The following is a 23983-nucleotide window of genomic DNA, read 5'->3' as shown; positions in this document are numbered from 1 at the left end:
CCATGAACGGTCTGTCGACCCTGCTGATCGTCGTCGGCCTCTTCCTGGTCGGCGGCATCTACTCCTTCGTCAAGCAGCAGATGCCCAAGGGCCTCATCGTGCTGCTCTCGATAGGCGCCGCGATGTGCCTCGTCGCGGGCGTCCTGAGGCTGGAGGTGTGGAATTGACCGACTCCAAGAAGGTCGTGGTCTTCGACTACGGCTTCGGCAACGTCCGCTCCGCCGAGCGCGCCCTCGCGCGCGCGGGAGCCGACGTCGAGATCACCCGTGACTTCGACAAGGCCATGAACGCCGACGGCCTGCTCGTGCCGGGCGTCGGCGCCTTCGCCGCCTGCATGCGGGGGCTGAAGGAAGCGCGCGGCGACTGGATCGTCGAACGGCGGCTGGCCGGGGGACGACCCGTGATGGGCATCTGCGTCGGCATGCAGATCCTCTTCGCGCGCGGCATCGAGCACGGCATCGAGACCGAGGGCCTCGGCGAGTGGCCGGGCTCGGTCGAGCCGCTGCAGGCCGACATCGTGCCCCACATGGGCTGGAACACCGTCGACGTGGCGGCCGGCTCCGAGCTCTTCGCCGGCCTGGACGCGGACGCCCGCTTCTACTTCGTGCACTCCTACGCCGTCCACGACTGGACCCTGGCGACGGAGAACCCGGTGATGACCGCTCCCAAGGTCACCTGGTCGACGCACGGCAAGCCCTTCGTGGCCGCCGTGGAGAACGGCGCCCTGTGGGCCACCCAGTTCCACCCCGAGAAGTCCGGCGACGCCGGAGCGCAGCTGCTCACCAACTGGATCGGAACCCTGTAGAGACATGGCCAAGCTCGAACTCCTCCCCGCCGTCGACGTCCGCGACGGCCAGGCCGTCCGCCTCGTGCACGGCGAGTCCGGCACCGAGACCTCCTACGGCTCCCCGCTGGAGGCCGCCCTCGCCTGGCAGCGGGCGGGCGCCGAGTGGCTGCACCTGGTCGACCTGGACGCCGCGTTCGGCACCGGCGACAACCGGGAGCTGATCGCCGAGGTCACCAAGGCGATGGACATCAAGGTCGAGCTGTCCGGCGGCATCCGCGACGACGCCTCCCTGGCCGCCGCGCTCGCCACCGGCTGCACGCGCGTGAACCTCGGTACAGCCGCCCTGGAGACCCCCGAGTGGGTCGCCAAGGTCATCGCCGAGCACGGCGACAAGATCGCCGTCGGCCTCGACGTACGCGGCACGACCCTGCGCGGCCGCGGCTGGACCCGCGACGGCGGTGACCTCTACGAGACGCTGGAGCGCCTCAACAACGAGGGCTGCGCCCGCTACGTCGTCACCGACATCGCCAAGGACGGCACCCTCCAGGGCCCGAACCTGGAGCTGCTGAAGAACGTCTGCGCGGCGACGGACCGCCCGGTCGTCGCCTCCGGCGGCGTCTCGTCCCTGGACGACCTGCGGGCCATCGCCGAGCTGGTGCCCCTCGGTGTCGAGGGCTCCATCGTCGGGAAGGCCCTGTACGCGAAGGCGTTCACCCTGGAAGAGGCCTTGGAGGCTGTGTCGTCATGACGTCCGATGCCGTACGGCGCGTGCAGAGCGGAAGTCCCTGGGAAGAGTCCTTCGGTTTCGCACGTGCCGTCGCGGCGGGCGACCGCGTCCTGGTGTCGGGCACCACGTCCTTCAAGGGACATGTGCTGTACGGCGAGGGCGATCCGTACGAGCAGGCCAAGGTGGCCTTCACCAGCGCGATCGAGGCGATCGGCGAGTTCGGGCTCGGCGTCGAGTCCGTGGTCCGTACGAGGATGTACCTGACCCACGCGCGCGACGTGGACGAGGTGGGCCGGGCCCACAAGGACCTCTTCGACGCGGTGCGGCCGGTGTCGACCCTGCTGGTCGTCGAGGGCTTCGTCGACCCGCGCATCCTGGTCGAAGTGGAAATAGAAGCCTTCAGAGGCTAGAGGCATTTTCGAGGCAACTCAGAGGAGCCGTGGATTCATGACCCTGGCGGTCCGAGTCATCCCCTGCCTGGACGTGGACAACGGCCGGGTCGTCAAGGGCGTCAACTTCCAGAACCTGCGCGACGCGGGCGACCCCGTCGAGATGGCCAAGGTGTACGACGCCGAGGGCGCCGACGAGCTGACGTTCCTGGACATCACCGCCTCGTCGGGCAACCGCGAGACGACGTACGACGTGGTGCGCCGCACCGCCGAGCAGGTCTTCATCCCGCTGACGGTCGGCGGCGGCGTCCGCACGGCCGAGGACGTGGACCGGCTGCTGCGCGCGGGCGCGGACAAGGTGGGCGTCAACACCGCCGCCATCGCCCGCCCCGACCTGATCCGCGAGATCGCGGAGCGGTTCGGGCGGCAGGTGCTGGTGCTGTCGGTCGACGCGCGGCGCACTCCGGAGGGCACCTTCGAGGTCACCACCCACGGCGGCCGCAAGGGCACCGGCATCGACGCCGTCGAGTGGGCGCACCGGGCCGCCGAGCTGGGCGCGGGCGAGATCCTGCTCAACTCGATGGACGCGGACGGCACGAAGGACGGCTACGACCTGGAGATGATCCGGGCGGTACGCAAGCACGTGACGATCCCGGTGATCGCCTCCGGCGGCGCCGGCAAGCTGGACGACTTCCCGCCGGCGGTGGGGGCGGGGGCGGACGCGGTGCTCGCCGCCTCCGTGTTCCACTTCGGTGATCTGCGGATCGGCGAGGTGAAGGAGACGCTGCGGGCGGCGGGACACGCGGTCCGTTAGCGCGAGCTCTTGACGAGGGTGCCCCGGCCGATCCCGGCCGGGGCTCTTACTGGGCAGATACGAAAGGAATGTTGCGCAAAATAAGTTGTGCAATTTTCCTTTCGTATCTACCGTGAGGCGTATGGCAGACAGGGAGAGAGACCGCCGCATCACGGACGTGGGCACGCTCAAGGCGCTCGCTCACCCGCTGCGGGCGCAGTTGTACCGGCGACTGACCATCGCGCGCTCGGCGACCGCGTCCCAGCTGGCCGACCAGGTCGACGAGGCCGTCTCGCTGGTCAGCTACCACCTGCGCAAGCTCGCCGAGCATGGCCTGATCGAGGAGGCCGGGACGCAGAGCGCGGACGGCCGGGAGCGCTGGTGGCAGCCCGCCTCCGACGGGATCTCCATCCACGACGCGGACTTCCGGGACGCGCCGGAGAAGGCCGCCGCGCACACCGCGGCCAGCCGGCTCTTCTTCGAGCAGCGCGTCGACATGTACCGCCGCTACCTGGACGAGCGCCCCCACTGGGGCGACGCGTGGACCACGGCCTCCGACTCCGCCGAGTGGCTGCTCAGGCTCACCGCGGACGAACTCTCCGAGCTGTCCAAGGAGATGTACGCCCTCGTCCGCAGGTACGAGGAGCAGGGCCGGGCCGCCGACGCGTCCGGCGACACCGAGGGCCGCGAGAACGTCGCGGTGCACACGTACGGCTTCCCGTTCCGCTTCTGAGAGGCACAGCTCCCGTGACCGTCACGCTCACAGGCCCTGCCGCCGTTGCCGCCGAGCGGCCGGCCCACCGCGACCCCAACGTCCTGCGCTGGCTCACCGCGTACACCGCCTCCATGGTCGGCGACAACGTCTACTACCTCGCCCTGTCCTGGGCGGCCGTACAGGCCGGGACGCCCGCGCAGGCGGGCCTGGTGATGACGGCGAGCGCTGTGCCGCGGGCCCTGCTGATGCTGGGCGGCGGAGTGATCGCCGACCGGTTCGGCCCGCGCAGGGTGGTCATCGGCAGTGACGCCGTGCGCTGCGGCGCCGTCCTCGCCGTGGCCGCGCTGCTCTTCCTCACCGACCCGGGGCTGTGGCCGCTGGCCGCGCTCGCCGTGCTCTTCGGCACGGTCGACGCCGTGTTCATGCCCGCCGTGGGCGCCCTCCCCGCGCGCGTGACGAGCCGGGGCCAGCTCGCGCGCGTGCAGGGCATGCGCGGGCTCGGGATCCGGTTCGCGAGTGTCGTCGGCGGCCCGCTCGGCGGCCTCGGCGTGGCCATGGGCGGTGCCGCGGCGGCCTTCGGGCTGGCGGGGCTGCTGATAGCGGTGTCCGTGCCGCTGCTGGTCTCCGTACGGGTACGTGAGCTGCCTCCCGACGACAAGGCGAGCCTCGCCGCCGACACGGCCTGGCGCGATCTCGTGGTCGGCCTGCGCTACATCCGCCGGCACCGTGTCCTCGCCCCGCTGATGATCGCCATCGCCCTCGGAGACCTCGGCTTCGTCGGCCCGTTGAACGTGGGACTGGCACTGCTGGCCGACCAGCGCGGCTGGGGCGCCGCCGGGATGGGCTGGGTGCTCGCCGGCTTCGGCGTCGGCGCGGGGGCCGCCTCGCTGCTGCTGACCGTGCGGGGGCGCCTGCCGTACGCCGGTCATGTCGCCGCGTACGCGATCCTGGCGGGCGCGGTCGCGATCGGTGCCCTGGCCTACGCCCCCGTCGTCGCCGTGGCGGTCGGCGTGGCCGTGCTGATCGGGTTGCTCGCCGGACTCAGCGGCGCCCTGTGCGCGGCCCTGCTGCAGACACAGTCCGACCCCGCCTACCTCGGTCGCGTCACCGCCGTCGCGAGTCTGGCCAGCCTCGGCCTCGCCCCGCTCAGCATGCCGCTGGCCGCCGTGGCGATCGAGGCGTGGGGCACCGGTCCGGTCTTCGTCGTCAGCGCGGCGGTCTGCGGTCTCGGCGGCGTCGTCGCCCTTGCCGCCCGTCCCCTCCGCCGCGCCGAACTGCCCCGCTGACCGCCCCTCAGATCCCCAGCTGCTTCGTCTCGTGCAGCTTGGCGATCGCGTCCTTGTCGCCGTCCAGCTCCACCTTGGCGGCGCTCTGCCGGCCGTAGGCGAACAGCAGCAGCTCCGACGGCTCGCCGGTCACCGTGACGACCGGCGTGCCGCGGTGGGCGACCGCCGTCTGGCCGTTCGGGCGGCGCAGCACCAGGCCCGTGGGGGCGCTGCGGCCCACCAGACGGGCGGAGCGCTCGAAACGGGACCACAAGGCGTCCTGGAACACCGGGTCCAGTTCGCGGGGCGTCCAGTCCGGCTGGGCGCGGCGGACGTCCTCGGTGTGGACGTAGAACTCGATCGTGTTCGACGCCTCGTCGATCTGCTTGAGCTGGAACGGCGAGAAGCGCGGCGGGCCGGTGCGGATGAGCTGGATCAGCTCCTCGTACGGCTTCGCCGCGAACTCCTCCATCGCCTTGTCCAGGCGCGGCGCGAGCTGCTTGATCAGCAGGCCGGCGGCGGCGTCGGGGCGGCGCTCGCGCACCACGACGTGCGCGGCGAGATCACGGGTCGTCCAGCCCTCGCAGAGGGTGGGGGCGTCGGGGCCCTCGGCCTCCAAGAGGTCGGCCAGGAGAAGTCGTTCACGCTTGGCGAAGGTCGACATGCAGTCAGCCTACGACTGCGTATCGGGTCCGCCCACCCGTCACCCGGCCACCACCCCACATCGGGGCGCTTCGCGCCGCCCCTATCCACTCAATGGACAGTCACCCAGCGTTGTCAGCGGGGCGCGGCACAATGGCAGGCATGACCACCAGCACGCCCCGTCAGCCCAGCCGGCTGGACCCCGAGATCGCCGCGCGCCTCAAGCGCAGCGCGGACGGGCTCCTCCCCGCCATCGCCCAGCAGTACGACACCGGAGAGGTGCTGATGCTCGGCTGGATGGACGACGAGGCCCTGCATCGCACGCTCACCACAGGCCGCTGCACCTACTGGTCGCGCAGCCGGCAGGAGTACTGGGTCAAGGGCGACACGTCCGGCCACTTCCAGTGGGTCAGGTCCGTGGCCCTGGACTGCGACGCCGACACCGTGCTCGTCAAGGTCGACCAGGTCGGCGCGGCCTGCCACACGGGCGCGCGCACCTGCTTCGACGTCGATGTGCTGCTCAAGGACGGCGACAACGGCACCGCCGGCGCCGATTCCGGCGTACCCGCCTCGGATCAGTAAGGTCAGCCGCCATGGACCTCGAGACGTTCCGCAAGCTGGCCACCGACCGCCGCGTCATTCCGGTCACCCGCAAGCTCCTCGCCGACGGCGACACCCCGGTCGCGCTCTACCGCAAGCTCGCCGCCGAGCGCCCCGGCACCTTCCTGCTGGAGTCCGCGGAGAACGGCCGCTCGTGGTCCCGCTACTCCTTCGTCGGCGTCCGCAGCGCCGCCACGCTGACCGAGCGCGACGGCCAGGCCCACTGGCTCGGCGCCCCGCCCGTCGGCGTCCCCGTCGAGGGCGACCCGCTCGCCGCCCTGCGCGCCACCATCGAGGCCCTGCACACCCCGCGCGACCTCGCCCACGACCTGAACCTGCCGCCCTTCACCGGTGGCATGGTCGGCTACCTCGGCTACGACATCGTGCGCCGCCTGGAGAAGATCGGCCCCGGTGAGCGGGACGACCTGAAGCTGCCCGAGCTGACCATGCTGCTCACCAGCGACCTCGCCGTCATGGACCACTGGGAGGGCTCCGTCCTGCTGATCGCCAACGCGATCAACCACAACGACCTCGACACCGGCGTCGACGAGGCCCACGCGGACGCCGTCGCCCGCCTCGACGCCATGGAGGCCGACCTCTCGCGCGCGGTCGCCCAGCCCCCGGCCGTGCTCCCGCCCTCCGAACTGCCCGAGTACACCGCCCTGTGGGGCGGCGAGGACTTCCAGGAGGCCGTCGAGGACATCAAGGAGCGCATCCGGGCCGGGGAGGCCTTCCAGGTCGTGCCCTCCCAGCGCTTCGAAACCCCGTGCACGGCAAGCGCGTTGGACGTCTACCGGGTCCTCAGGGCGACCAATCCCTCCCCGTACATGTACCTGTTCCGCTTCGACGGCTTCGACGTCGTCGGCTCCTCGCCGGAAGCGCTGGTGAAGGTCGAGGACGGACAGGCGATGGTCCACCCCATCGCCGGGACCAGGTGGCGGGGCGCCACCCCGCAGGAGGACCAGGCCCTCGCCGACGAACTGCTCGCCGACCCCAAGGAGCGCGCCGAGCACCTCATGCTGGTCGACCTGGGCCGCAACGACCTGGGTCGGGTCTGCGAGCCGGGTTCGGTCGAGGTCGTCGACTTCATGTCCATCGAGCGCTACTCCCATGTGATGCACATCGTCTCGACGGTGACGGGACGGGTCGCGCCGGGCCGCACGGCCTTCGACGTCCTGACGGCCTGCTTCCCGGCCGGCACCCTCTCCGGCGCCCCCAAGCCCCGCGCCATGCAGATCATCGACGAACTCGAACCGTCCAGGCGCGGGTTGTACGGCGGCTGCGTCGGCTATCTCGACTTCGCGGGCGACTCCGACACCGCCATCGCCATCCGTACGGCCCTGCTGCGCGACGGCACGGCGTACGTCCAGGCCGGCGCCGGCATCGTCGCCGACTCGGACCCGGTCGCCGAGGACACCGAGTGCCGGAACAAGGCGGCCGCGGTACTCCGGGCGGTGCACACGGCGAACCGGCTCGGGTGAGCCTGTGCGCACCCGGGTGACCGCTGCCCGCGAACCGTGGGTGAACCCGGGTGGCGGTTCTCACCGAACCCCGGGTGACTGATCGTTCCGGGTTCGGGTGATAGTGGACTACGTGACTGCTGTACCTCACCCCCGTTCCGAAGCCCCTGGTTCCGCCCGGGCCGGCCGTATGAGCCTCGCCGTCGCCCTGCTGTGCGGGGCGCTCGGCGCGGCCGTGGCGCTGCTCGCCACCCGGCAGCGCTGGTCGGAGGGCACCGTGACGGTGGCCGGCGGCCCGTTCCCCCTGATCGCCAAGGGCAGCGACGTCACAGGCGTCCCCGCGGCCCTGGCCATAGTGGGGCTCGCCGCGCTGGTCGCCGTCTTCGCCGTCCGCCGGGCCGGCCGCTTCATGGTCGCCGCCCTCCTCGCGCTCTCCGGAGCCGGCACCGTCGCGGCCGCCCTGCTCGGCGCCTCCGACAGCTCCGCGCTCGACGAGAAGGCCGCGCAGGCCTCCGGCGACACCTCGGCCACCGTCCAGGCCCTCACCCACACCGCGTGGCCGTACGTCGCGGCCGTGGGCGGCGCCCTGATCCTGCTCGCCGGACTGCTGGCCCTGCGCTACGGCCGCCTGTGGCCCGGCATGTCCGGCCGCTACGAGCGCGGCGGCGCACCCCGGCCGCGGCGCCGCAAGGACCCGGCCACCGACCCCGACCGCCCCGAGGAACTCTGGAAGGCCCTCGACCGCGGCGAGGACCCGACCGGAACATAGCCCCGGCCTGCGCGTCGTGACCCCCGATCACCGCACCCGCACGCGTGCGGGACAATGACAGCGAGCGACCGGCTCACCCACGTACAACACGTACACAGCAACGAGGAGCAAGCAATGGCGGGCAGCAGCCACGGTCACACCCCGGCCGCCTGGACCGGTGTCACGATCGCCTTCATCGGTTTCTGCGTGGCGGGCGCCTTCATGGTGATGGACCAGCCCGCGGGCTTCTGGGGCGGCATGGGCCTCGTGGTCGTCGGCGGCATCGTCGGCTGGGTCATGAGCGCGATGGGCATGGGGCAGCCGAAGGACGCGCACAAGGCGCTGCTCACGACGCAGGAGCGCGAGACGGCGAGCGCCAAGAGCTGAGACGCGCAGCACCTCGCTGAGGGGCGACCCGGCGCCGATGAGCGCAAGGGGACGCCCCTCACGCGCGTACAGGGGCACAATGCGAGACGTGAACGCCGACGGCCAGGGGTCGACCGACAGCCGCGGGGCGACGCAGCCGGGCGCCGGCGCCGTCCTGGGGCGACTGGCCGTCCCGGCGGGGGTGCTGGCGGCCGTCGTCGGTGCTTTCGCCTACGTAGGGGCCGTGGACCCCAACGAGCCCGGCCACTACCCCGCCTGTCCGCTCCTGCAGTACACCGGCATCTACTGCCCCGGCTGCGGCGGACTGCGCAGCGCGCACGCCGTCGTCCACGGGGACTTCGCGGCGGCACTCCAGGACAACGCGCTCGCCGTCGCCGGCTATGCGCTCTTCGCCGTGGTGTGGACCGTCTGGGTGATCCGGGCGGTACGAGGGCGGCCGCTCAGGCTCGATCTCTCGTCGGCGCAGCTGTGGTCGGCGGGGGCGTTGCTGCTGGTCTTCACCGTTGTCCGGAACCTGCCCTTCGGTGGCTGGCTGCATCCTTGATCAACTGAGGAACGTCCAGGTAGTGGGACCGGCGTCAACCGGATGCGAGGCCTACGCCCTCCTCCGGATACCATCGCAGTGACCACCTGTTTTCACTGGTCGCTGGAACTGTCAACCGTCTGGAAGGGGGCCGCTCGCGTGAGTGTGCTCGACGAGATCATCGACGGAGTCCGTGCCGACCTCGCGGAGCGGCAGGCGCGCGTCAGCCTCGACGAGCTCAAGGAGCGCGCGGCGAAGGCTCCCGCGGCCAAGGACGGGGTAGCCGCGCTGAAGGGCGACGGCGTCAAGGTCATCTGCGAGGTCAAGCGCTCCAGTCCCTCCAAGGGCGCGCTGGCCGCGATCGCCGACCCGGCCGGGCTCGCCGCGGACTACGAGGCGGGCGGCGCGGCCGTCATCTCCGTGCTGACGGAACAGCGGCGCTTCGGCGGCTCGCTGGCCGACCTGGAGGCGGTCCGCGCGCGCGTGGACATCCCGGTCCTGCGCAAGGACTTCATCGTCACGTCGTACCAGCTGTGGGAGGCCCGGGCGTACGGCGCCGACCTCGCCCTGCTGATCGTCGCGGCCCTCGACCAGTCGGCCCTTGAGTCCCTGATCGAGCGCGCGGTGTCCATCGGCCTGACCCCGCTGGTCGAGGTGCACGACGAGGACGAGGTCGAGCGCGCCGTGGACGCGGGTGCGAAGATCATCGGTGTCAACGCGCGGAACCTGAAGACCCTGGAGGTCGACCGCGGGACGTTCGAGCGCGTAGCGCCCGAGATCCCCGCCGGCCTGGTCAAGGTGGCCGAGTCGGGCGTCCGGGGCCCGCACGACCTCATCGCGTACGCCAACGCCGGCGCCGACGCGGTCCTGGTGGGCGAGTCCCTGGTCACCGGCAAGGACCCGAAGACGGCGGTCGCCGACCTGGTGGCGGCGGGCGAGCACCCCGCACTGCGCCACGGCCGCAGCTGATCACCCGCTAGGCTTACCTCCGATGACTCTCCCGACCACCCTGACGACCCGGGACCCGTACGCCCGCCTTGCGCGCGGCTGCCGGCCCCGGGGCTGCCGCGCGCCCGCGCGCAGGGTGCACGGGCGGAGGGTCAGGTACGTCATCGGAGACGAACCTGGGCAGGTCAACGGCCGTCGATGGCAGCGCGCCCCATAGGGGCGCGGGGAACTGCGCGACAAGCCACAGCCGGCCGGAAGCCGACTGACGAAGCCCCGCCCCCACGGCGATTAGTGCACTCAACACAACTCACCGTGAGGTATCCGCATGCCCAGCGACTTCTTCATCCCCGACCCGGAGGGTCAAGTCCCCAGCGCCGAAGGCTACTTCGGCGCGTTCGGCGGCAAGTTCATCCCGGAGGCCCTCGTGGCCGCCGTCGACGAGGTGGCCGTCGAGTACGACAAGGCCAAGCACGACCCCGAGTTCGCCCGAGAACTCGACGACCTGCTGGTCAACTACACCGGCCGCCCCAGCTCCCTCACCGAGGTCCCCCGTTTCGCCGCGGAAGCGGGTGGTGCCCGGATCTTCCTGAAGCGGGAAGACCTCAACCACACCGGCTCCCACAAGATCAACAACGTGCTCGGTCAGGCCCTGCTCACCAAGCGCATGGGCAAGACCCGCGTCATCGCCGAGACCGGCGCCGGTCAGCACGGCGTCGCGACGGCGACGGCCTGCGCGCTGTTCGGCCTCGAGTGCACGATCTACATGGGCGAGATCGACACCCGGCGCCAGGCCCTCAACGTGGCCCGGATGCGCATGCTCGGCGCCGAGGTCATCGCCGTGAAGTCGGGCAGCCGCACCCTCAAGGACGCGATCAACGAGGCGTTCCGCGACTGGGTGGCGAACGTCGACCACACCCACTACCTCTTCGGTACGGTCGCCGGCCCGCACCCGTTCCCCGCCATGGTCCGCGACTTCCACCGCGTGATCGGCGTCGAGGCCCGCCGCCAGCTCCTGGAGCGCGCCGGACGTCTCCCCGACGCCGCCATCGCCTGCGTCGGCGGCGGCTCCAACGCCATCGGCCTCTTCCACGCCTTCATCCCCGACACGGACGTACGCCTCATCGGCTGCGAGCCCGCCGGGCACGGCGTGGAGACCGGCGAGCACGCGGCGACCCTGACCGCCGGCGAGCCCGGCATCCTGCACGGCTCCCGTTCCTACGTCCTCCAGGACGACGAGGGCCAGATCACCGAGCCGTACTCGATCTCGGCCGGTCTGGACTACCCGGGCATCGGCCCCGAGCACTCCTACCTCAAGGACACCGGCCGCGGCGAGTACCGCGCGATCACCGACGACGCGGCCATGCAGGCCCTGCGTCTGCTGTCGCGGACCGAGGGCATCATCCCGGCGATCGAGAGCGCGCACGCCCTCGCGGGCGCGCTGGAGGTCGGTCGTGAGCTGGGCAAGGACGGCCTGATCGTGGTCAACCTGTCCGGCCGCGGTGACAAGGACATGGACACGGCCGCCCGTTACTTCGGCCTGTACGACACCAACGCCGAGGTCGCCGCCGACGCAGGCGACGGTGCCGCCGAGATCCAGGGGGACGCCAAGTGAGCGGGAACCTTCAGCTGCTGTCCGACACCCTCGCCGCCGCCAAGGCCGAGGGACGCTCCGCGCTCATCGCCTACCTCCCGGCCGGGTTCCCGACCGTGGACGGCGGCATCGAGGCGATCAAGGCCGCCCTCGACGGAGGCGCCGACGTCATGGAGGTGGGTCTGCCGCACAGCGACCCCGTCCTCGACGGCCCCGTCATCCAGACCGCCGACGACATCGCCCTGCGCGGCGGCGTCAAGATCGCGGACGTGATGCGCACGGTCCGTGAGGCGTACGAGGCCACCGGCAAGCCGATCCTCGTCATGACGTACTGGAACCCCATCGACCGCTACGGCGTCGAGCGGTTCACCGCCGAGCTCGCCGAGGCGGGCGGCGCCGGGTGCATCCTGCCCGACCTGCCGGTCCAGGAATCGGCCCTGTGGAGGGAGCACGCCGAGAAGCACGGGCTCGCGACGGTCTTCGTCGTGGCGCCGAGCAGCAAGGACGAGCGGCTCGCGCAGATCACCGCGGCCGGCAGCGGCTTCGTCTACGCCGCCTCGCTGATGGGCGTCACGGGGACCCGCGAGTCCGTGGGCGCCCAGGCCCAGGACCTGGTCGGGCGCACCCGGGCCACCGGCACCGAGCTGCCCGTCTGCGTGGGCCTCGGCGTCTCCAACGCCGAGCAGGCCACCGAAGTCGCCGGCTTCGCCGACGGCGTGATCGTCGGCTCGGCCTTCGTCAAGCGGATGCTCGACGCGCCGGACGACGCGGCCGGTGTCGAGGCCGTGCGCACGCTCGCCGGTGAGCTGGCGAAGGGCGTGCGCGGGCAGGCGTAACACATCCGTACATATCGGATGTTTTCTACCGCTCACTCGAACGGGTGGACCTCAGGCCGGGGAGGCGCGCTGCGCCTCCCCGGTTCGTTCTGCGGGTGTGAGCGAAAAGAATCGTGAGGGAAAGCGGACCGCCCGGGAGCGGCTGGCGGTCGAGCGTGAGAAGCAGAAGGCCGCCGACAAGCGGCGCCGTGCGCTGATCGTGGGCACGAGCGTGGTCTGCGTCCTGGGCCTCGCGGCGGTGATCGGAATCGTCGCGGCGAACGCCGGCAAGGACAGCGGCAGCGACTCCGCGGGGCCGGTCGTGGGGCCCTCGGGGGCGCAGGGCAAGGACGGCCTCGCGATCCCGGTGGGCCAGGAGAGCGCCAAGTCGACGCTCACGGTCTGGGAGGACTTCCGCTGCCCGGCCTGCAAGTCCTTCGAGGACGCGTACCGATCGACCATCCACGAGCTGACGGACTCCGGCAAGCTCAAGGTCGAGTACCACCTGGCGACGATCATCGACGGCAACATGGGCGGCACCGGCTCCCGCAACGCCGCCAACGCCGCGGCCTGCGCCCAGGACGCCAGGAAGTTCACGCCGTACCACGACGTGCTGTACCAGAACCAGCCGCCGGAGGTCGACGACGCCTTCGCCAAGAACAGCAAGCTGCTGGAGCTCGCCGCCAAGGTGAAGGGCCTGGACACGCCCGCCTTCCGCACCTGCGTCGAGGACGGCACGCACAACAGCTGGGTCGACAAGTCCAACGAGGCGTTCCAGAAGGGCGGCTTCAGCGGTACGCCGACGGTGCTGCTGAACGGCAAGAACATCTACCAGGACCAGACGATGACCCCGGCGAAGCTGAAGCAGATGGTGGAGGAGGCCGCCAAGGGATGAGCGTCGGCGGGCAGGTCCGGGCTTCGGACGCTGCCCGTTATTGACCCGTAGCCGGGCCGCCTGCCCTCGGTGCCGCCCGGCAGGGTAGCGTCGACCTTGCCATGGAACTTGCCTACATTCCCAGCCCGTCGCGCGGGGTGATCCACCTCGGCCCCATTCCGCTGCGCGGCTACGCCTTCTGCATCATCATCGGTGTCTTCGTAGCCGTCTGGCTCGGCAACAAACGCTGGATCGCCCGGGGCGGGCGGGCCGGCACGGTGGCCGACATCGCGGTGTGGGCCGTCCCGTTCGGCCTCATCGGCGGCCGGCTCTACCACGTGATCACGGACTACGAGCTGTACTTCAGCGAGGGCCGTGACTGGGTGGACGCCTTCAAGATCTGGGAGGGCGGCCTCGGCATCTGGGGCGCGATCGCGCTCGGCGCGCTGGGCGCCTGGATCGGCTGCCGCCGCCGTGGCATCCCGCTGCCGGCGTACGCCGACGCCGTGGCGCCCGGCATCGCCTTCGCGCAGGCGATCGGGCGCTGGGGCAACTGGTTCAACCAGGAGCTGTACGGGCGGGAGACGGATCTTCCGTGGGCCCTGCACATCACGTCCTCGGTGGACGGCCGGGAGCCGGGGTACTACCACCCGACCTTCCTGTACGAGTCGCTGTGGTGCATCGGGGTCGCGCTGCTGGTGATCTGGGCCGACCGCCGCTTCAAGCTGGGGCACGGGCGGGCGTTCGCGCTGTACGTCGCCGCGTACTGCGCGGGCCGGGCCTGGATCGAGTACATGCGGGTCGACGACGCCCACCACATCCTGGGCGTGCGGCTGAACGTCTGGACCGCGCTGATCGTGTTCCTGCTGGCGGTGATCTACCTCATCGTGTCGGCGAGGACGCGGCCGGGCCGGGAAGCCGTGGTGGAGCCGGGTGCCTCCGGCGGTGGAGCCGACGGTGACGGTGAGGCTGCCGGCGAGGACAAGGATTCCGACGGTGAGGCCGAGGACGACGTGAAGGACGACGTCGACGTCAAGGACGAGGCCGGGTCCACGAAGAAGACGTGAGGCTTGGTTCTACGGTGATGAGGGGCGCCCGGCATTGGCCGGGCGCCCCTCGTTCTGTGCGGGCGGTGGGTTCCGGAGAGTTCGGCACCGCCGGGATGCGCCGTCGTGGCTGTTCGCCGTTGCGGCGGAGAAAAGATGCGGTCAGCGTCGGCGGGCAACGGACAGGGTCCTGTGGGCTGCTGCCACCACCGCCGCGTCGATGAAGGTTCCGTCCGCCAGGGCCTGGGCGCCGTGTTCTGTTGCTGCTGCCTTGATGATCCTTTCTGCTTGGTCCAGTTCCTTCTCCGTGGGCAGGTAGGCCCGTTCGATCACCGGGAGCTGGCGGGGGTGGATGGCCGCTCGGCCCAGGAAGCCGAGGGTGCGGCCGTGGGCGCAGGACGCGGCCAGGCCCTCCAGGTCGCGGATGTCCGGGTGGACGGACTGGGGTGGAGGGGGCAGTCCGGCTGCTCTGGCCGCCACGACGACACGGGAGCGGGACCAGTCGAGGCCCGCGTCCTCCCGTACGCCCAGGTCGGCCCGTAGATCCGCCTCGCCCAGCGAGATGCCGCGCAGGGAGGGATGGGCGGAGGCGATCGCGTGGGCGTGTTCGATGCCGAGGGCTGTTTCGAGGAGCGCGTACAACGGGGGTGTCCTGCCGAGGGTCTCCACGATGCAGGTGATCTGCTCGGCCGATGTCACCTTCGGGAGGCGGAGGCCGGAGACGCCCGGCAGGTGTGCCACCGCCCACAGGTCGGCCGGTGCCAGCGGACCGTCCAGGGCGTTCACCCGGACGTGCACGGGTACCGGTTGCGGCTGGGAGAGAAGCTCGGCGGTGGCTTCACGGGCGTACTCCTTGCGTTCGGGGGCGACCGCGTCCTCCAGGTCGATCACCACGACGTCCGCTCCGGAGACGAGCGCCTTCGCCACCACTCGGGGCCGGTCGCCCGGCGCGTACAGCCAGGTGAGGGGACAGGCCGTCACAGGGCGCCCTCCTCGCGCAGGGCCGCCAGTTCGCCGGGGGTCAGGCCCAGGCCGGTGAGGATCTCGTCGGTGTCCGCGCCGTGCGGGCGGCCTGCCCAGCGGATCGTGCCGGGGGTGGCGGAGAGGCGGAAGAGGACGTTCTGCATGCGCAGGGGGCCCAGCTCGGGGTCGTCGACGGTGGTGATCGTGTCGAGGGCCGCGTACTGCGGGTCGGTCATCACGTCCCGGACGTCCTGGATCGGGGCCACCGCTGCCTCCGCCTTCTCGAAGGCCGCGAGGACGTCGGCGCGGGTGTGGCGGGCGATCCAGTCGCCGACCGCCCGGTCCAGGACGTCGGCGTGGCGCGCCCGGTCTGCGCCTGTCGCGAACCAGGGTTCGTCGATCAGGTCGGAGCGTCCCACGAGGTGCATCACGCGCTCGGCGATCGACTGGGCGGAGGTGGAGACGGCGACCCAGGTGCCGTCCGCGGTGCGGTAGGTGTTGCGCGGGGCGTTGTTGGCGGAGCGGTTGCCGGTGCGCTGCTGCACATAGCCCAGTTGGTCGTACCAGGTCGGCTGGGGGCCGAGGGCCAGCAGCATCGGCTCGATGAGGGACATGTCGACGACCTGGCCCTCGCCGGTGCGCTCGCGGGCGGCCAGTGCCGTCATCACCGCGTACGCCGTCGCGAGGGCCGCGATCGAGTCGGCGAGGCCGAAGGGCGGGAGCGTCGGGGGCGCGTCCGGTTCGCCGGTGAGCGCGGCGAAGCCGCTCATCGCCTCGGCGAGGGTGCCGAAGCCGGGGCGGTGGGCGTAGGGGCCGAACTGGCCGAAGCCGGTGACGCGGGTGAGGACCAGGCGGGGGTTGGCGGCGGAGAGCTCCGGCCAGCCGAGGTCCCACTTCTCCAGGGTGCCGGGGCGGAAGTTCTCGATGACGACGTCCGCGGTCGCGGCCAGGCGGAGCAGCGTGGCGCGGCCGCCGGGCTTGGAGAGGTTCAGGGTGATCGTGCGTTTGTTGCGGCCCAGGACCTTCCACCACAGGCCCACGCCGTCCTTCGACGGGCCGTGGCCGCGGGAAGGGTCCGGTTTCTCGGGGTGCTCGACCTTGACGACCTCCGCGCCGAAGTCGCCGAGCATCGTGGCGGCCAGGGGGCCGGCGAAGAGGGTGGCGAGGTCGAGTACGCGGAGGCCGGTCAGAGGAGCGGGGGGACGGGGCCGGGGGTCGGGCGCGGTGCGGGGCTCGGTGTCGGGGGCGGTCATGAGGCGTACCGTTCCTCGATCTCGGGGCGGTACGGCATCGACGCCGAGGCGCCCTCGCGCTGGACCGACAGGGCGGCCGCTGCCGCCGCCCAGGCCAGTGCCTCCCGCATCGCCCTGCCTTCGCCCAGGGCCACCGCGAGGGCGCCGACGAAGGTGTCGCCGGCGCCGGTGGTGTCGACGGGGGTGATCTGTGGGGCGGGGACGGTCAGGGGTTCGGCGCCGCGGGCGACGTACAGGCTGCCGGCGGCGCCCAGGGTGACGACCACCTCGGGCACCAGGTCGAGCAGCCCGATGGCCGCCTCGCGGGGGTCGGTGCGGCCGGTGAGGGTGGTGGCCTCGCGCTCGTTGGGGACCAACAGGTCGACGGCGACGAGGAGTTCGTCCGGCAGCGGCTGGGCGGGGGACGGGGTGAGGAACGTACGGACGCCGTGCCGGCGGGCCGCCTGGGCGCCGGCGACGACCGCGGGCAGCGGGATCTCCAGTTGGAGCAGCAGGATGTCGGCGGAGGCGATGACACCCTCGTCGCCGGGGCTCAGGTGGTCGACCGTGCCGTTCGCGCCGGGGATCACGACGATCGCGTTGCCTCCCTCGTCGTCCACGACGATGTGCGCGGTGCCGGAGGGGCCCTCGACCGTGCGGAGGTCGTCGGTGTCCACGCCGGAGTGTTCGAGGGTGGAGCGCAGGTGGGTGCCGAAGGCGTCGTTGCCGACGGCGCCGATCATCAGGACGTCGCCGCCCGCGCGGGCCGCCGCGATCGCCTGGTTGGCGCCCTTGCCGCCGGGGATCGTACGGAACTCCCGTCCCGTCACGGTCTCGCCGCGCTGTGGGGCCTTTTCGACGTAGGTGACGAGGTCCATGTTCGTACTGCCGAGCACGACGATGTCGGTCATGGGCGAGTGGCCTCCCGGTGGGTGTGTCGGTGGGCGGGTTCGTGGGTGAGTTCGTGGGTGAGCCCGGCCAGCGTGTCGAAGCCGGTGCCGTTGAAGTCGGCGACGGAGGTGGCGAGGCGGTTCTTGAGCGGGGCCGTCCAGCGGTCGGGCAGGGCGGTGGGCGTGCCGGCGAGGAGGGCGGCGATGCCGCCTGCGGTCGCGCCGTTGGAGTCGGTGTCCCAACCGCCCGATACCGCGCGGCAGATGGAGCCGGTGAAGTCGCCGTTCGCGTGGGTGAGGGCGGCGGTGATGAGGGCGGTGTTGGGGATGGCGTGGACCCAGTGGTGGGTGGGGGAGTAGGTGGCGTGGAGCGCGTCGACGATCGTGTCGAAGTCGTCGTGGGTTTTTGCCAGTTGGATGGCGTGGCGGATGGCCCGGGACAGGCGGGAGTCCGGGGGGAGCACCGTGAGGCCGGTGTTCAGGCAGGTGTGGATGGCGTGGGGGCCGGTCGCCGTGGCTGCCTGGGCGATGACCGCCGCCGTGAACATCGCCGCGTAGACGCCGTTGGCGGTGTGGGTGAGGGTGGCGTCGCGGTGGGCCTGTTCGGCTGCGGCGGCCGGGTTGCCGGGGTTGGTCCAGCCGTGGACGTCGGCGCGGATGAGGGCGCCGATCCATTCGCGGAAGGGGTTGCGGTGGCGGGCCGTGTGCGGGGGTTCGATGCCGAGGAGGAGGTTGCGGTGGGCGATGCGCTCGGCTGTGAAGGTGCGGCCGGGTGGGAGTTCGTCGAGCCAGAGGCGGGCTACGTCGGTGGTGGTGAAGGTTTTGCCGTGGCGCTGGAGCAGGAGGAGGTTGAGGAGGGGGTAGTTGAGGTCGTCGTCCTCCGGCATGCCGTCGATGTTCTCGGCGAGGGAGGTGGTGGCCGAGCGGCGGTTCCAGGGGTACTTCGCGGTGAGTTCTTCGGGGACTCCCTTGGCTGTGAAGTACGTGGTCAGGGGCCAGTTGCCGGTTGATCCGGCCAGTTGGCGGATGGCTTCGAGGGGGAGTTTCTCGACGGGTTTGCCTAGGAGGCAGCCGATTGCCCTGCCCAGCCAGGCGGCTTCGTAGTGGGCCGGAGTGGGGGCTGCTGTGGGGGTGGGGACGCTCGCCGGCGCCGGCCGGGTGCCGCCTCTCTTGCGGTCGGGTGCCGCCCCAGCGGCACGACTGCCCGCAGCTGGGGCCGGCGCCGGCCAGGATGGGCAGCTGGACTTGATCTTGGCGAGGTCGGTCGGTTCCTTGTCCTCCAACTGGCTTGGCAGGTCCGTCAGTTCGTCCAGCAAGTCCTCTGCCAGCTGGCGCAGATAGCGCGACGCCGGTTCCGGTGAAGCTCCCGCCCGCAAAGGGGCCTCGCTGCCGCCCGCCGACCTCCACCTCTGCGCGATCCTCGACGGCTCCCGGCCGTCCAGGGACGCCTGGCGGAGTTCGTGGCCCAGGAGGTCCTCCGGTTGGACCCACGTCAGTCGGAGCATCCTGGGCCTCCCAGCTCCCTGAACGCCGCCTCGTGTGCGCGGCGGCGGCGTACGTCCCGTTCGTGGATCTCCTTCGTCACCTCGGTCAGGACGCGGGGCGGTTCCCACAGGTCCAGGCGGCTGGCTTCCGCGACCGTCTTCGACCAGTCCTCGGGGACCGGTGAGCCCAGGGCGCCGGCCAGGGCGCCTGCCATCGTGGCGATCGAGTCGCAGTCGCGGCCGTAGTTCACGGCGCCGAGGACCGCTGCGCGGTAGTCGCCGTTCGCCACGACCAGCATCCCCAGCGCGACGGGGAGTTCCTCGATGGCGTGCAGGCGGGAGGGGCGGCGGGCGCCGAGGGAGGGGCGGCGGTAGTCGGGGCCCACCGTGTCGTACGGGGTCACCGCCGCACGGAGCGGGGACAGTGCCGATTCGAAGTCCGTACAGCGGGTTGCTGTCTCACAGACCGTCTCGATCGCCGCCCTCGTGCCGTCCTTCGCCAGGGACAGGCAGGCCGAGACGACCGAGTCCGGGGTCGCCCCGGGGGTGCACGCCGCCGCCACCGCCGCGGCGAAGACGCCCGCCGCCTCGCGGCCGTACGACGACTGGTGGGCGCCCGCGATGTCCAGCGCCTCGGCGTACGCGGCCCTCGGGTCGGCCGCGTTGATCAGGCCGACCGGGGCCATGTACATCGCCGCACCGCAGTTGACGATGTTGCCCACGCCCGCCTCGCGGGGGTCCACATGGCCGTAGTGGAGGCGGGTCACCAGCCATTTCTCCGCCAGGAAGACGCGGTGGAGGGGGAGGGCCTCCGCCTCCAGCTCGGGGATCCAGCGCGGGTTCGTCATCAGGTCCGGGACCAGGTGGTCGGCGATCGCGTACGCGTCGAGGTGGTCGCGGACCGTCGCGTAGACACGGACCAGCGCGTGGGTCATCAACGTGTCGTCCGTGACGTGGCCGTCGCCCTTGTGGTACGGCGCGATGGGACGGGCCGTGCGCCAGGCGTCGCCGTTCCAGGGGCCGACGATGCCGTGGACGCGGCCGCCGTGGCGCTGGAGGATCTGGTCGGGGGAGTAGCCCTCCACCGGGCCGCCGAGGGCGTCGCCGACCGCCGCGCCGACCAGGGCGCCGGTGATCCGCTCGTCGAGACGCGGGCCACTGCTTTCTTCTGCTTTGGGCGTCATGTCCCGAATCATCCTCCTGGTCGGGCCGGTTGTGCGGCTTCCAGGAGTTCGGCGAGTTCCACCAGGTCGGTGCCGGTGAGGCGGGGGAGTACGCAGCCCGAGAGGGTGCGGCAGGTGTCGCGCCAGGACGCCGGGATCGACGTACCGCCGCCGAGTGCGCCTGTGAGCGCGCCCGCCAGAGCCGGTGCCGAGTCCGCGACCCGGGAGAGGCAGGCGGCGGCGGGGACCGCCTCGGCGATACGGCCGTCCGCGGCGACCGTGAGGGCCAGGGCCACCGGGACCGTTTCGGCCGCGGCGATGCCGTAGCTGTAGACGTGGTCGACGATCTGGTGTTCCAGGAGGGGGATCAGGGCGAAGGCGCTGTCGGTCTCCCGCGCGAGCTTCAGCGCGTGGCGGGCGTTGCGGCCGATCTCCGTCTCCTCGGGGAGCTCGGCGAGTGCGGCTGTCACGCAGGCCTCGGTGTTCGCGCCGGTCAGGGCGAGGGCGAGGGCCGCCGCCATCGCTCGCGCGCCGTGGACGCCGTCGCCGTCCTGGGTGTAGCGGGCGTCGAACTCGGCGAGGTCGGCGGCGCCTTCGGGGTCGCCGGGGTGGGCTACGGCCAGGACGCAGGCCCGTACGCAGGCCGCGTCGTCGAAGTAGTGCGGGTTGTCGTGGCCGGTGGCGGGTGGGCGCAGGCCGGTGGCGAGGTTGCCGAGGCCTGCGCGGACGGAGATGCGGGCGCGCAGGGGGATGATCGCCGACTCGACCTCGGGGGCGCGGTCCGCCGCGGCGGCGACTTCGTCGGCCACGGCGGTCCAGGTGAGGTCGATGGCGGCTCGGGTGCGGCGTTCTCGGCTGAGGTCGCCGAGGGCGGAGTCGTCGCCGGCGCGGAGCACGGCCTCTGCGGCGAAGGCCGCCCATTCGGCGTCGTCGGAGGGGCCGAGGCGGAGGGGTTCGGGGGGTTGGTTGAGGGCGATGGGGACGGGGAGGGTGGTCGTCGCGTTGTGTTCGGCGAAGGTGTCGAGTTCCCGGGTGAGGCGGCGGGTCCAGTCGGGCATGCGGGCGGCGCGGTGGCGGGCGGCGGGCCAGCCGGCGGCGTCGCCTGCGGCGAGCCCCAGGAGGAGGCCGAGGACTCGTTGACCGGCCTCGGCTTCGGCCGGTTGTTTCCCATCCGCACCACCCGTGCGACTTTCGTCGTCGGGTGCGGGTGGCGCCAGTGGGGCGTTCTCGCCCTTGGCGGGTGCGGGTTGGGTGTCGGGGGTGGGCGGGTCTGGCGGGGTGTTCTCGCCGTTGTCGGGGGTGGGCAGGCCTGGCGGGGTGTTCTCGCCGTTGTCCGGTGCAGGCGGGTCTGGCGGGGTGCTCTCGCCGTTGGCGGGTGCGGGTTGGTTGTCGGGGGTGGGTGGGGTGGGTGCGGTGTCTTCGTCGGTGGAGGGTGTGGGTGGTCCCTGTGGGGGCTCCTCGCTGCCGGCGGCCGCGGGTTCGTTCGGGTGTGTGAGGGGCAGGGGATCGGCGTCCGGCGGTGCCGCCGTCGGTGTGCCCTCGTCCCACGGCGTGGGCGGCCTCATCGTCGTACCCCCTCGCGCGGTGCCGGAGCCTCACCCCGTACGAATCCCCCCACTCCCCACTTCCCGCCCTCCCCCGGCACCAGCAACTCCGCCACGTCCAGCACGTGATGCCCGGCCATCGACGGCAGGCAGCTCCCCCGCGCCGGCGCGATCGCCGCCGCCCACTCCGTCGGGATCGCCGACTCTCCCTGGGTCGCGCCGGCCAGGGCGCCCGCCACCGCCGCCGTCGTGTCCGCGTCCCGGCCCATGTTCACGGCCGTCAGTACCGCCTGGACGAAGTCGCCGTCCGCTGCCGCGTAGGCGCCGAAGGCCAGGGCGACCGCCTCGGGGGCCAGGTCGGTCCAGGGGTAGCCGCCGATGACGACCGCGGAGCGGACCGCGCGTTCGCCTCGGTGGGCCACCGCCACGGCGCGGCGCAGCGACCGGGCCGTCCAGGAGTCGTCGGGGACGACGGCCAGCGCCGAGGCCACCACCGCGATCGTCGGTGCCCCTGCCATGGCCGCCGCCACGCCCGCCGCCACCGCCTGACCGCCGTAGATGCCCTCGCCCTCGTGGCTGACCGAGCCGTCGATGGCCACCAGGCGGGCCGCCTCCGCCGGGCGGCCCGCCGCGAAGACGCCGAAGGGGGCCGCCCGCATGGCGAGGCCGTCGCTCCAGGCGTGGCGGTGCTGGGCCGAGATGGGGGCCGCGAGGCCGCGGCGGAGGTTCTCCAGCGTGCCGCGTTCGCTGAAGCCCGCGCCCCGGAAGGGGCCCTCCGCTCGGTCCGCGATCCACTCGTGCCAGGCCGTCTCCACATGGGCCGGGGTGAGGGCCGAGCCGTGGCGGGCGAGGAGGAGGCCGGAGAAGATCGCGTACTCGGTGTCGTCCGTGCCGGCTGGGCTCTCGGTGACGAATCCCGTGATGCGGCCCCAGCGGGCGCGGATCTCGGAGGGCTTCATGTTCTCCGCCGGGGCGCCCAGCGCGTCGCCCACCGCCAGGCCCAGGAGGGCGCCGCGGGCCCGTTCGCGGAGCTCGGCGGCGTCCCCGGGCGCCGGGACCGAGGGGATGCAGGCGATCGATGGCATGCGTGGCCTCTCCTCCGGGGGCTCCGCCCAGGGCGCGGAACCCTTTGCGGATGTGTCCCACCGTCGGCGGTTGACCAGAGCCCCGGAAGCCTCACTGTCACCCGGTCGGCATCTGAGCGGTAGGAGCTACGAATGAGCGTTCTAGGTAAAACCGCAGGTTAGCCCAGCCTTTCCTTGCTGGCGGGGAGGAATTTCGGGGCGTAGCTTTGGTGTTGTCCAAGAGTAGAAACTGTCTAAAGGCAGCCTTTCCTAAGCTTCCTGATCTTCCTGGGGGACCCCTGATGGCCATCATCGAGACCGAGGCGCCGCTGCACGAGGCGCACCGTGACAACCACACCCACCGGGATGTGAACGGCGGCTGGCTGCGCCCCGCCGTCTTCGGTGCCATGGACGGCCTGGTCTCCAACCTCGCTCTGATGACCGGTGTCGCGGGCGGGTCGGTCAGTCACCAGACCGTCGTGCTGAGCGGGCTCGCCGGACTTGCCGCCGGTGCCTTCTCCATGGCCGCCGGTGAGTACACCTCCGTGGCCTCGCAGCGGGAACTCGTCGAGGCCGAGCTGGACGTCGAGCGGCGGGAGCTGAGGAAGCACCCGGAGGACGAAGAGGCCGAGCTCGCGGCGCTCTATGAGGCCCGGGGGGTCGAGCCGAAGCTCGCCCGGGCCGTGGCGGCGCAGCTCTCCCGTGATCCTGAGCTGGCCCTGGAGATCCACGCCCGCGAGGAGCTCGGCATAGACCCCGGCGATCTGCCCTCGCCGCTGGTCGCGGCCGTGTCGTCGTTCGGGTCGTTCGCGCTGGGCGCCCTGCTGCCCGTTCTGCCGTATCTGCTCGGCGCGACCGCGCTGTGGCCGGCGGTACTGCTCGCGCTGGCCGGGCTGTTCCTGTGCGGTGCCGTCGTGGCCAAGGTGACTGCGCGGACCTGGTGGTTCAGCGGACTGCGCCAGCTCGCGCTCGGTGGTGCCGCGGCCGGTGTGACGTACGCCCTGGGCAGCTTCTTCGGAACGGCCGTAGGATAGTTCGGCTGGCACTTATGCGTTGGGCCGCATAAGTAGCCGTTACTCGCTGGTTTCGAATGCTTAACCACCGGGCATGAGCCGTAAGCGCTGTGGGCAATGACGCCTGTGGCGCACTCGCGGGGTGGGCGACGGCGCCCTCTCCGCCCCCTCGGACCGACGGACATCGACCTGTCCCGCTCGGTCCCCACATACTTCAAGCCATGTGCGCGGAACCCCCGCCGCAAGCCGTGGCGTCCGCATGCTGGAACGGACTATCCCGGTTCCCGAGAACCGCTCCATCATGTAACCTGCACGAAATT

The 23983-nt window shown here is 71.9% G+C and carries 27 protein-coding genes; 19 read left to right on the top strand and 8 right to left on the bottom strand.

Features of this window, described 5'->3' with window-relative positions:
- Window positions 1-2 precede the first annotated feature (2 nt).
- The 7 genes from ACZ7L6_RS26315 (at window position 3) to ACZ7L6_RS26285 (ending at window position 4697) form a co-directional block, all read left to right on the top strand.
- Window positions 3-167 carry a hypothetical protein gene (locus ACZ7L6_RS26315; RefSeq protein WP_031483405.1) on the top strand — a complete coding sequence of 55 codons (165 nt, stop codon included), beginning with the start codon at window positions 3-5 and terminating at the stop codon, window positions 165-167.
- Window positions 164-805 carry an imidazole glycerol phosphate synthase subunit HisH gene (hisH, locus tag ACZ7L6_RS26310; RefSeq protein ID WP_471927907.1) on the top strand — a complete coding sequence of 214 codons (642 nt, stop codon included), beginning with the start codon at window positions 164-166 and terminating at the stop codon, window positions 803-805. The genes ACZ7L6_RS26315 and hisH overlap by 4 nt, the downstream gene beginning before the upstream one ends.
- A gap of 4 nt (window positions 806-809) precedes the next feature.
- Window positions 810-1535 (top strand): bifunctional 1-(5-phosphoribosyl)-5-((5-phosphoribosylamino)methylideneamino)imidazole-4-carboxamide isomerase/phosphoribosylanthranilate isomerase PriA, encoded by a 726-nt coding sequence (gene priA / locus ACZ7L6_RS26305; protein ID WP_471927905.1) that lies wholly within the window; start codon window positions 810-812, stop codon window positions 1533-1535.
- A complete protein-coding gene (locus ACZ7L6_RS26300; protein WP_471927903.1) occupies window positions 1532-1924 on the top strand; it encodes a RidA family protein in 393 nt (130 codons plus the stop codon). The genes priA and ACZ7L6_RS26300 overlap by 4 nt, the downstream gene beginning before the upstream one ends.
- 37 nt (window positions 1925-1961) lie before the next feature.
- Window positions 1962-2717, top strand: coding sequence for an imidazole glycerol phosphate synthase subunit HisF (gene hisF, locus ACZ7L6_RS26295; protein WP_433039007.1), 756 nt, complete (start codon window positions 1962-1964; stop codon window positions 2715-2717).
- Window positions 2718-2838: 121 nt separating this feature from the next.
- Window positions 2839-3429: an ArsR/SmtB family transcription factor gene (locus ACZ7L6_RS26290; protein ID WP_471927901.1), complete on the top strand. Its 591-nt coding sequence runs from the start codon at window positions 2839-2841 to the stop codon at window positions 3427-3429.
- A 14-nt stretch (window positions 3430-3443) separates the two neighbouring features.
- Window positions 3444-4697: an MFS transporter gene (locus tag ACZ7L6_RS26285; protein ID WP_471927899.1), complete on the top strand. Its 1254-nt coding sequence runs from the start codon at window positions 3444-3446 to the stop codon at window positions 4695-4697.
- Window positions 4698-4704: 7 nt separating this feature from the next.
- Here ACZ7L6_RS26285 and ACZ7L6_RS26280 read toward each other — a convergent pair whose 3' ends face one another.
- Window positions 4705-5340 carry a TIGR03085 family metal-binding protein gene (locus ACZ7L6_RS26280; RefSeq protein ID WP_433039003.1) on the bottom strand — a complete coding sequence of 212 codons (636 nt, stop codon included), beginning with the start codon at window positions 5338-5340 and terminating at the stop codon, window positions 4705-4707.
- Window positions 5341-5471: 131 nt separating this feature from the next.
- Here ACZ7L6_RS26280 and hisI point away from each other — a divergent pair, with 131 nt between their 5' ends.
- The 11 genes from hisI to lgt all read left to right on the top strand — a co-directional run bounded on the left by hisI (window position 5472) and on the right by lgt (window position 14331).
- Window positions 5472-5900: a phosphoribosyl-AMP cyclohydrolase gene (gene hisI / locus ACZ7L6_RS26275; protein ID WP_471927896.1), complete on the top strand. Its 429-nt coding sequence runs from the start codon at window positions 5472-5474 to the stop codon at window positions 5898-5900.
- 11 nt (window positions 5901-5911) lie between these two features.
- Window positions 5912-7399 (top strand): anthranilate synthase component I, encoded by a 1488-nt coding sequence (locus ACZ7L6_RS26270; RefSeq protein ID WP_471927894.1) that lies wholly within the window; start codon window positions 5912-5914, stop codon window positions 7397-7399.
- A gap of 103 nt (window positions 7400-7502) precedes the next feature.
- Window positions 7503-8147 (top strand): TIGR02234 family membrane protein, encoded by a 645-nt coding sequence (locus tag ACZ7L6_RS26265; protein ID WP_471927892.1) that lies wholly within the window; start codon window positions 7503-7505, stop codon window positions 8145-8147.
- A gap of 114 nt (window positions 8148-8261) precedes the next feature.
- Window positions 8262-8513: an HGxxPAAW family protein gene (locus ACZ7L6_RS26260; protein ID WP_471927890.1), complete on the top strand. Its 252-nt coding sequence runs from the start codon at window positions 8262-8264 to the stop codon at window positions 8511-8513.
- Window positions 8514-8592: 79 nt separating this feature from the next.
- Complete coding sequence (locus ACZ7L6_RS26255) at window positions 8593-9057, top strand: DUF2752 domain-containing protein (protein WP_471927888.1); 465 nt, start codon at window positions 8593-8595, stop codon at window positions 9055-9057.
- Between the two features lie 138 nt (window positions 9058-9195).
- Entirely contained in the window at window positions 9196-10005 is an 810-nt protein-coding gene (gene trpC, locus ACZ7L6_RS26250) for an indole-3-glycerol phosphate synthase TrpC (RefSeq protein ID WP_471927886.1), read from the top strand.
- 22 nt (window positions 10006-10027) lie between these two features.
- Entirely contained in the window at window positions 10028-10201 is a 174-nt protein-coding gene (trpM, locus tag ACZ7L6_RS26245; protein ID WP_367669387.1) for a tryptophan biosynthesis modulator TrpM, read from the top strand.
- A 108-nt stretch (window positions 10202-10309) separates the two neighbouring features.
- The gene (trpB, locus tag ACZ7L6_RS26240) at window positions 10310-11596 is read left to right on the top strand and encodes a tryptophan synthase subunit beta (protein WP_471927884.1); all 1287 of its coding nucleotides are present in this window, start codon (window positions 10310-10312) and stop codon (window positions 11594-11596) included.
- Window positions 11593-12411: a tryptophan synthase subunit alpha gene (trpA, locus tag ACZ7L6_RS26235; RefSeq protein WP_471927882.1), complete on the top strand. Its 819-nt coding sequence runs from the start codon at window positions 11593-11595 to the stop codon at window positions 12409-12411. The genes trpB and trpA overlap by 4 nt, the downstream gene beginning before the upstream one ends.
- A gap of 97 nt (window positions 12412-12508) precedes the next feature.
- The gene (locus tag ACZ7L6_RS26230; RefSeq protein WP_471927880.1) at window positions 12509-13285 is read left to right on the top strand and encodes a DsbA family protein; all 777 of its coding nucleotides are present in this window, start codon (window positions 12509-12511) and stop codon (window positions 13283-13285) included.
- A gap of 101 nt (window positions 13286-13386) precedes the next feature.
- On the top strand, window positions 13387-14331 hold the full coding sequence (lgt, locus tag ACZ7L6_RS26225) for a prolipoprotein diacylglyceryl transferase (RefSeq protein WP_471927878.1): 945 nt from the start codon (window positions 13387-13389) through the stop codon (window positions 14329-14331).
- A gap of 141 nt (window positions 14332-14472) precedes the next feature.
- Here lgt and ACZ7L6_RS26220 read toward each other — a convergent pair whose 3' ends face one another.
- Genes ACZ7L6_RS26220 through ACZ7L6_RS26190 form a run of 7 tightly spaced genes read right to left on the bottom strand, consistent with a single transcriptional unit; the run spans window position 14473 to window position 22671 of the window.
- Entirely contained in the window at window positions 14473-15291 is an 819-nt protein-coding gene (locus ACZ7L6_RS26220; RefSeq protein WP_471927876.1) for an HpcH/HpaI aldolase/citrate lyase family protein, read from the bottom strand.
- On the bottom strand, window positions 15288-16526 hold the full coding sequence (locus ACZ7L6_RS26215) for a CaiB/BaiF CoA transferase family protein (RefSeq protein ID WP_471927874.1): 1239 nt from the start codon (window positions 16524-16526) through the stop codon (window positions 15288-15290). Before ACZ7L6_RS26215 ends, ACZ7L6_RS26220 begins: the two co-directional genes overlap by 4 nt.
- A complete protein-coding gene (gene rbsK, locus ACZ7L6_RS26210; protein WP_471927872.1) occupies window positions 16523-17416 on the bottom strand; it encodes a ribokinase in 894 nt (297 codons plus the stop codon). Before rbsK ends, ACZ7L6_RS26215 begins: the two co-directional genes overlap by 4 nt.
- Window positions 17413-18900 carry an ADP-ribosylglycohydrolase family protein gene (locus tag ACZ7L6_RS26205; RefSeq protein WP_471927870.1) on the bottom strand — a complete coding sequence of 496 codons (1488 nt, stop codon included), beginning with the start codon at window positions 18898-18900 and terminating at the stop codon, window positions 17413-17415. The genes rbsK and ACZ7L6_RS26205 overlap by 4 nt, the downstream gene beginning before the upstream one ends.
- Window positions 18888-20063, bottom strand: coding sequence for an ADP-ribosylglycohydrolase family protein (locus ACZ7L6_RS26200; RefSeq protein ID WP_471927868.1), 1176 nt, complete (start codon window positions 20061-20063; stop codon window positions 18888-18890). The genes ACZ7L6_RS26205 and ACZ7L6_RS26200 overlap by 13 nt, the downstream gene beginning before the upstream one ends.
- A gap of 8 nt (window positions 20064-20071) precedes the next feature.
- Window positions 20072-21607: an ADP-ribosylglycohydrolase family protein gene (locus tag ACZ7L6_RS26195; protein ID WP_471927866.1), complete on the bottom strand. Its 1536-nt coding sequence runs from the start codon at window positions 21605-21607 to the stop codon at window positions 20072-20074.
- Complete coding sequence (locus tag ACZ7L6_RS26190) at window positions 21604-22671, bottom strand: ADP-ribosylglycohydrolase family protein (RefSeq protein ID WP_471927864.1); 1068 nt, start codon at window positions 22669-22671, stop codon at window positions 21604-21606. Before ACZ7L6_RS26190 ends, ACZ7L6_RS26195 begins: the two co-directional genes overlap by 4 nt.
- A 281-nt stretch (window positions 22672-22952) precedes the next feature.
- On the opposite strand from ACZ7L6_RS26190, the gene ACZ7L6_RS26185 reads away from it, so the two are divergent.
- Window positions 22953-23684, top strand: a complete 732-nt coding sequence (locus ACZ7L6_RS26185) for a VIT1/CCC1 transporter family protein (RefSeq protein ID WP_471927862.1) — start codon at window positions 22953-22955, stop codon at window positions 23682-23684.
- The last annotated feature ends 299 nt before the right edge of the window (window positions 23685-23983 follow it).

The organism is Streptomyces sp. NPDC107522, assembly GCF_055657525.1.
The sequence above is the reverse complement of the archived record's forward strand: the minus strand, read 5'-3'. Positions and strand labels throughout refer to the sequence as shown.

Bases quoted from the DNA above. Each gene is read 5' to 3' on its own strand.
- rbsK (WP_471927872.1), bottom strand. From the start codon at position 17,416: ATGACCGACATCGTCGTGCTCGGCAGTACGAACATGGACCTCGTCACC.
- priA (WP_471927905.1), top strand. From the start codon at position 810: ATGGCCAAGCTCGAACTCCTCCCCGCCGTCGACGTCCGCGACGGCCAG.
- hisI (WP_471927896.1), top strand. From the start codon at position 5,472: ATGGCAGGCATGACCACCAGCACGCCCCGTCAGCCCAGCCGGCTGGAC.
- ACZ7L6_RS26270 (WP_471927894.1), top strand. From the start codon at position 5,912: ATGGACCTCGAGACGTTCCGCAAGCTGGCCACCGACCGCCGCGTCATT.
- ACZ7L6_RS26315 (WP_031483405.1), top strand. From the start codon at position 3: ATGAACGGTCTGTCGACCCTGCTGATCGTCGTCGGCCTCTTCCTGGTC.
- ACZ7L6_RS26190 (WP_471927864.1), bottom strand. From the start codon at position 22,671: ATGCCATCGATCGCCTGCATCCCCTCGGTCCCGGCGCCCGGGGACGCC.
- hisF (WP_433039007.1), top strand. From the start codon at position 1,962: ATGACCCTGGCGGTCCGAGTCATCCCCTGCCTGGACGTGGACAACGGC.
- ACZ7L6_RS26260 (WP_471927890.1), top strand. From the start codon at position 8,262: ATGGCGGGCAGCAGCCACGGTCACACCCCGGCCGCCTGGACCGGTGTC.
- ACZ7L6_RS26195 (WP_471927866.1), bottom strand. From the start codon at position 21,607: ATGAGGCCGCCCACGCCGTGGGACGAGGGCACACCGACGGCGGCACCG.
- ACZ7L6_RS26300 (WP_471927903.1), top strand. From the start codon at position 1,532: ATGACGTCCGATGCCGTACGGCGCGTGCAGAGCGGAAGTCCCTGGGAA.
- ACZ7L6_RS26205 (WP_471927870.1), bottom strand. From the start codon at position 18,900: ATGCTCCGACTGACGTGGGTCCAACCGGAGGACCTCCTGGGCCACGAA.
- ACZ7L6_RS26290 (WP_471927901.1), top strand. From the start codon at position 2,839: ATGGCAGACAGGGAGAGAGACCGCCGCATCACGGACGTGGGCACGCTC.
- ACZ7L6_RS26255 (WP_471927888.1), top strand. From the start codon at position 8,593: ATGCGAGACGTGAACGCCGACGGCCAGGGGTCGACCGACAGCCGCGGG.
- ACZ7L6_RS26280 (WP_433039003.1), bottom strand. From the start codon at position 5,340: ATGTCGACCTTCGCCAAGCGTGAACGACTTCTCCTGGCCGACCTCTTG.
- lgt (WP_471927878.1), top strand. From the start codon at position 13,387: ATGGAACTTGCCTACATTCCCAGCCCGTCGCGCGGGGTGATCCACCTC.
- trpB (WP_471927884.1), top strand. From the start codon at position 10,310: ATGCCCAGCGACTTCTTCATCCCCGACCCGGAGGGTCAAGTCCCCAGC.
- ACZ7L6_RS26185 (WP_471927862.1), top strand. From the start codon at position 22,953: ATGGCCATCATCGAGACCGAGGCGCCGCTGCACGAGGCGCACCGTGAC.
- ACZ7L6_RS26215 (WP_471927874.1), bottom strand. From the start codon at position 16,526: ATGACCGCCCCCGACACCGAGCCCCGCACCGCGCCCGACCCCCGGCCC.
- trpM (WP_367669387.1), top strand. From the start codon at position 10,028: ATGACTCTCCCGACCACCCTGACGACCCGGGACCCGTACGCCCGCCTT.
- ACZ7L6_RS26200 (WP_471927868.1), bottom strand. From the start codon at position 20,063: ATGACGCCCAAAGCAGAAGAAAGCAGTGGCCCGCGTCTCGACGAGCGG.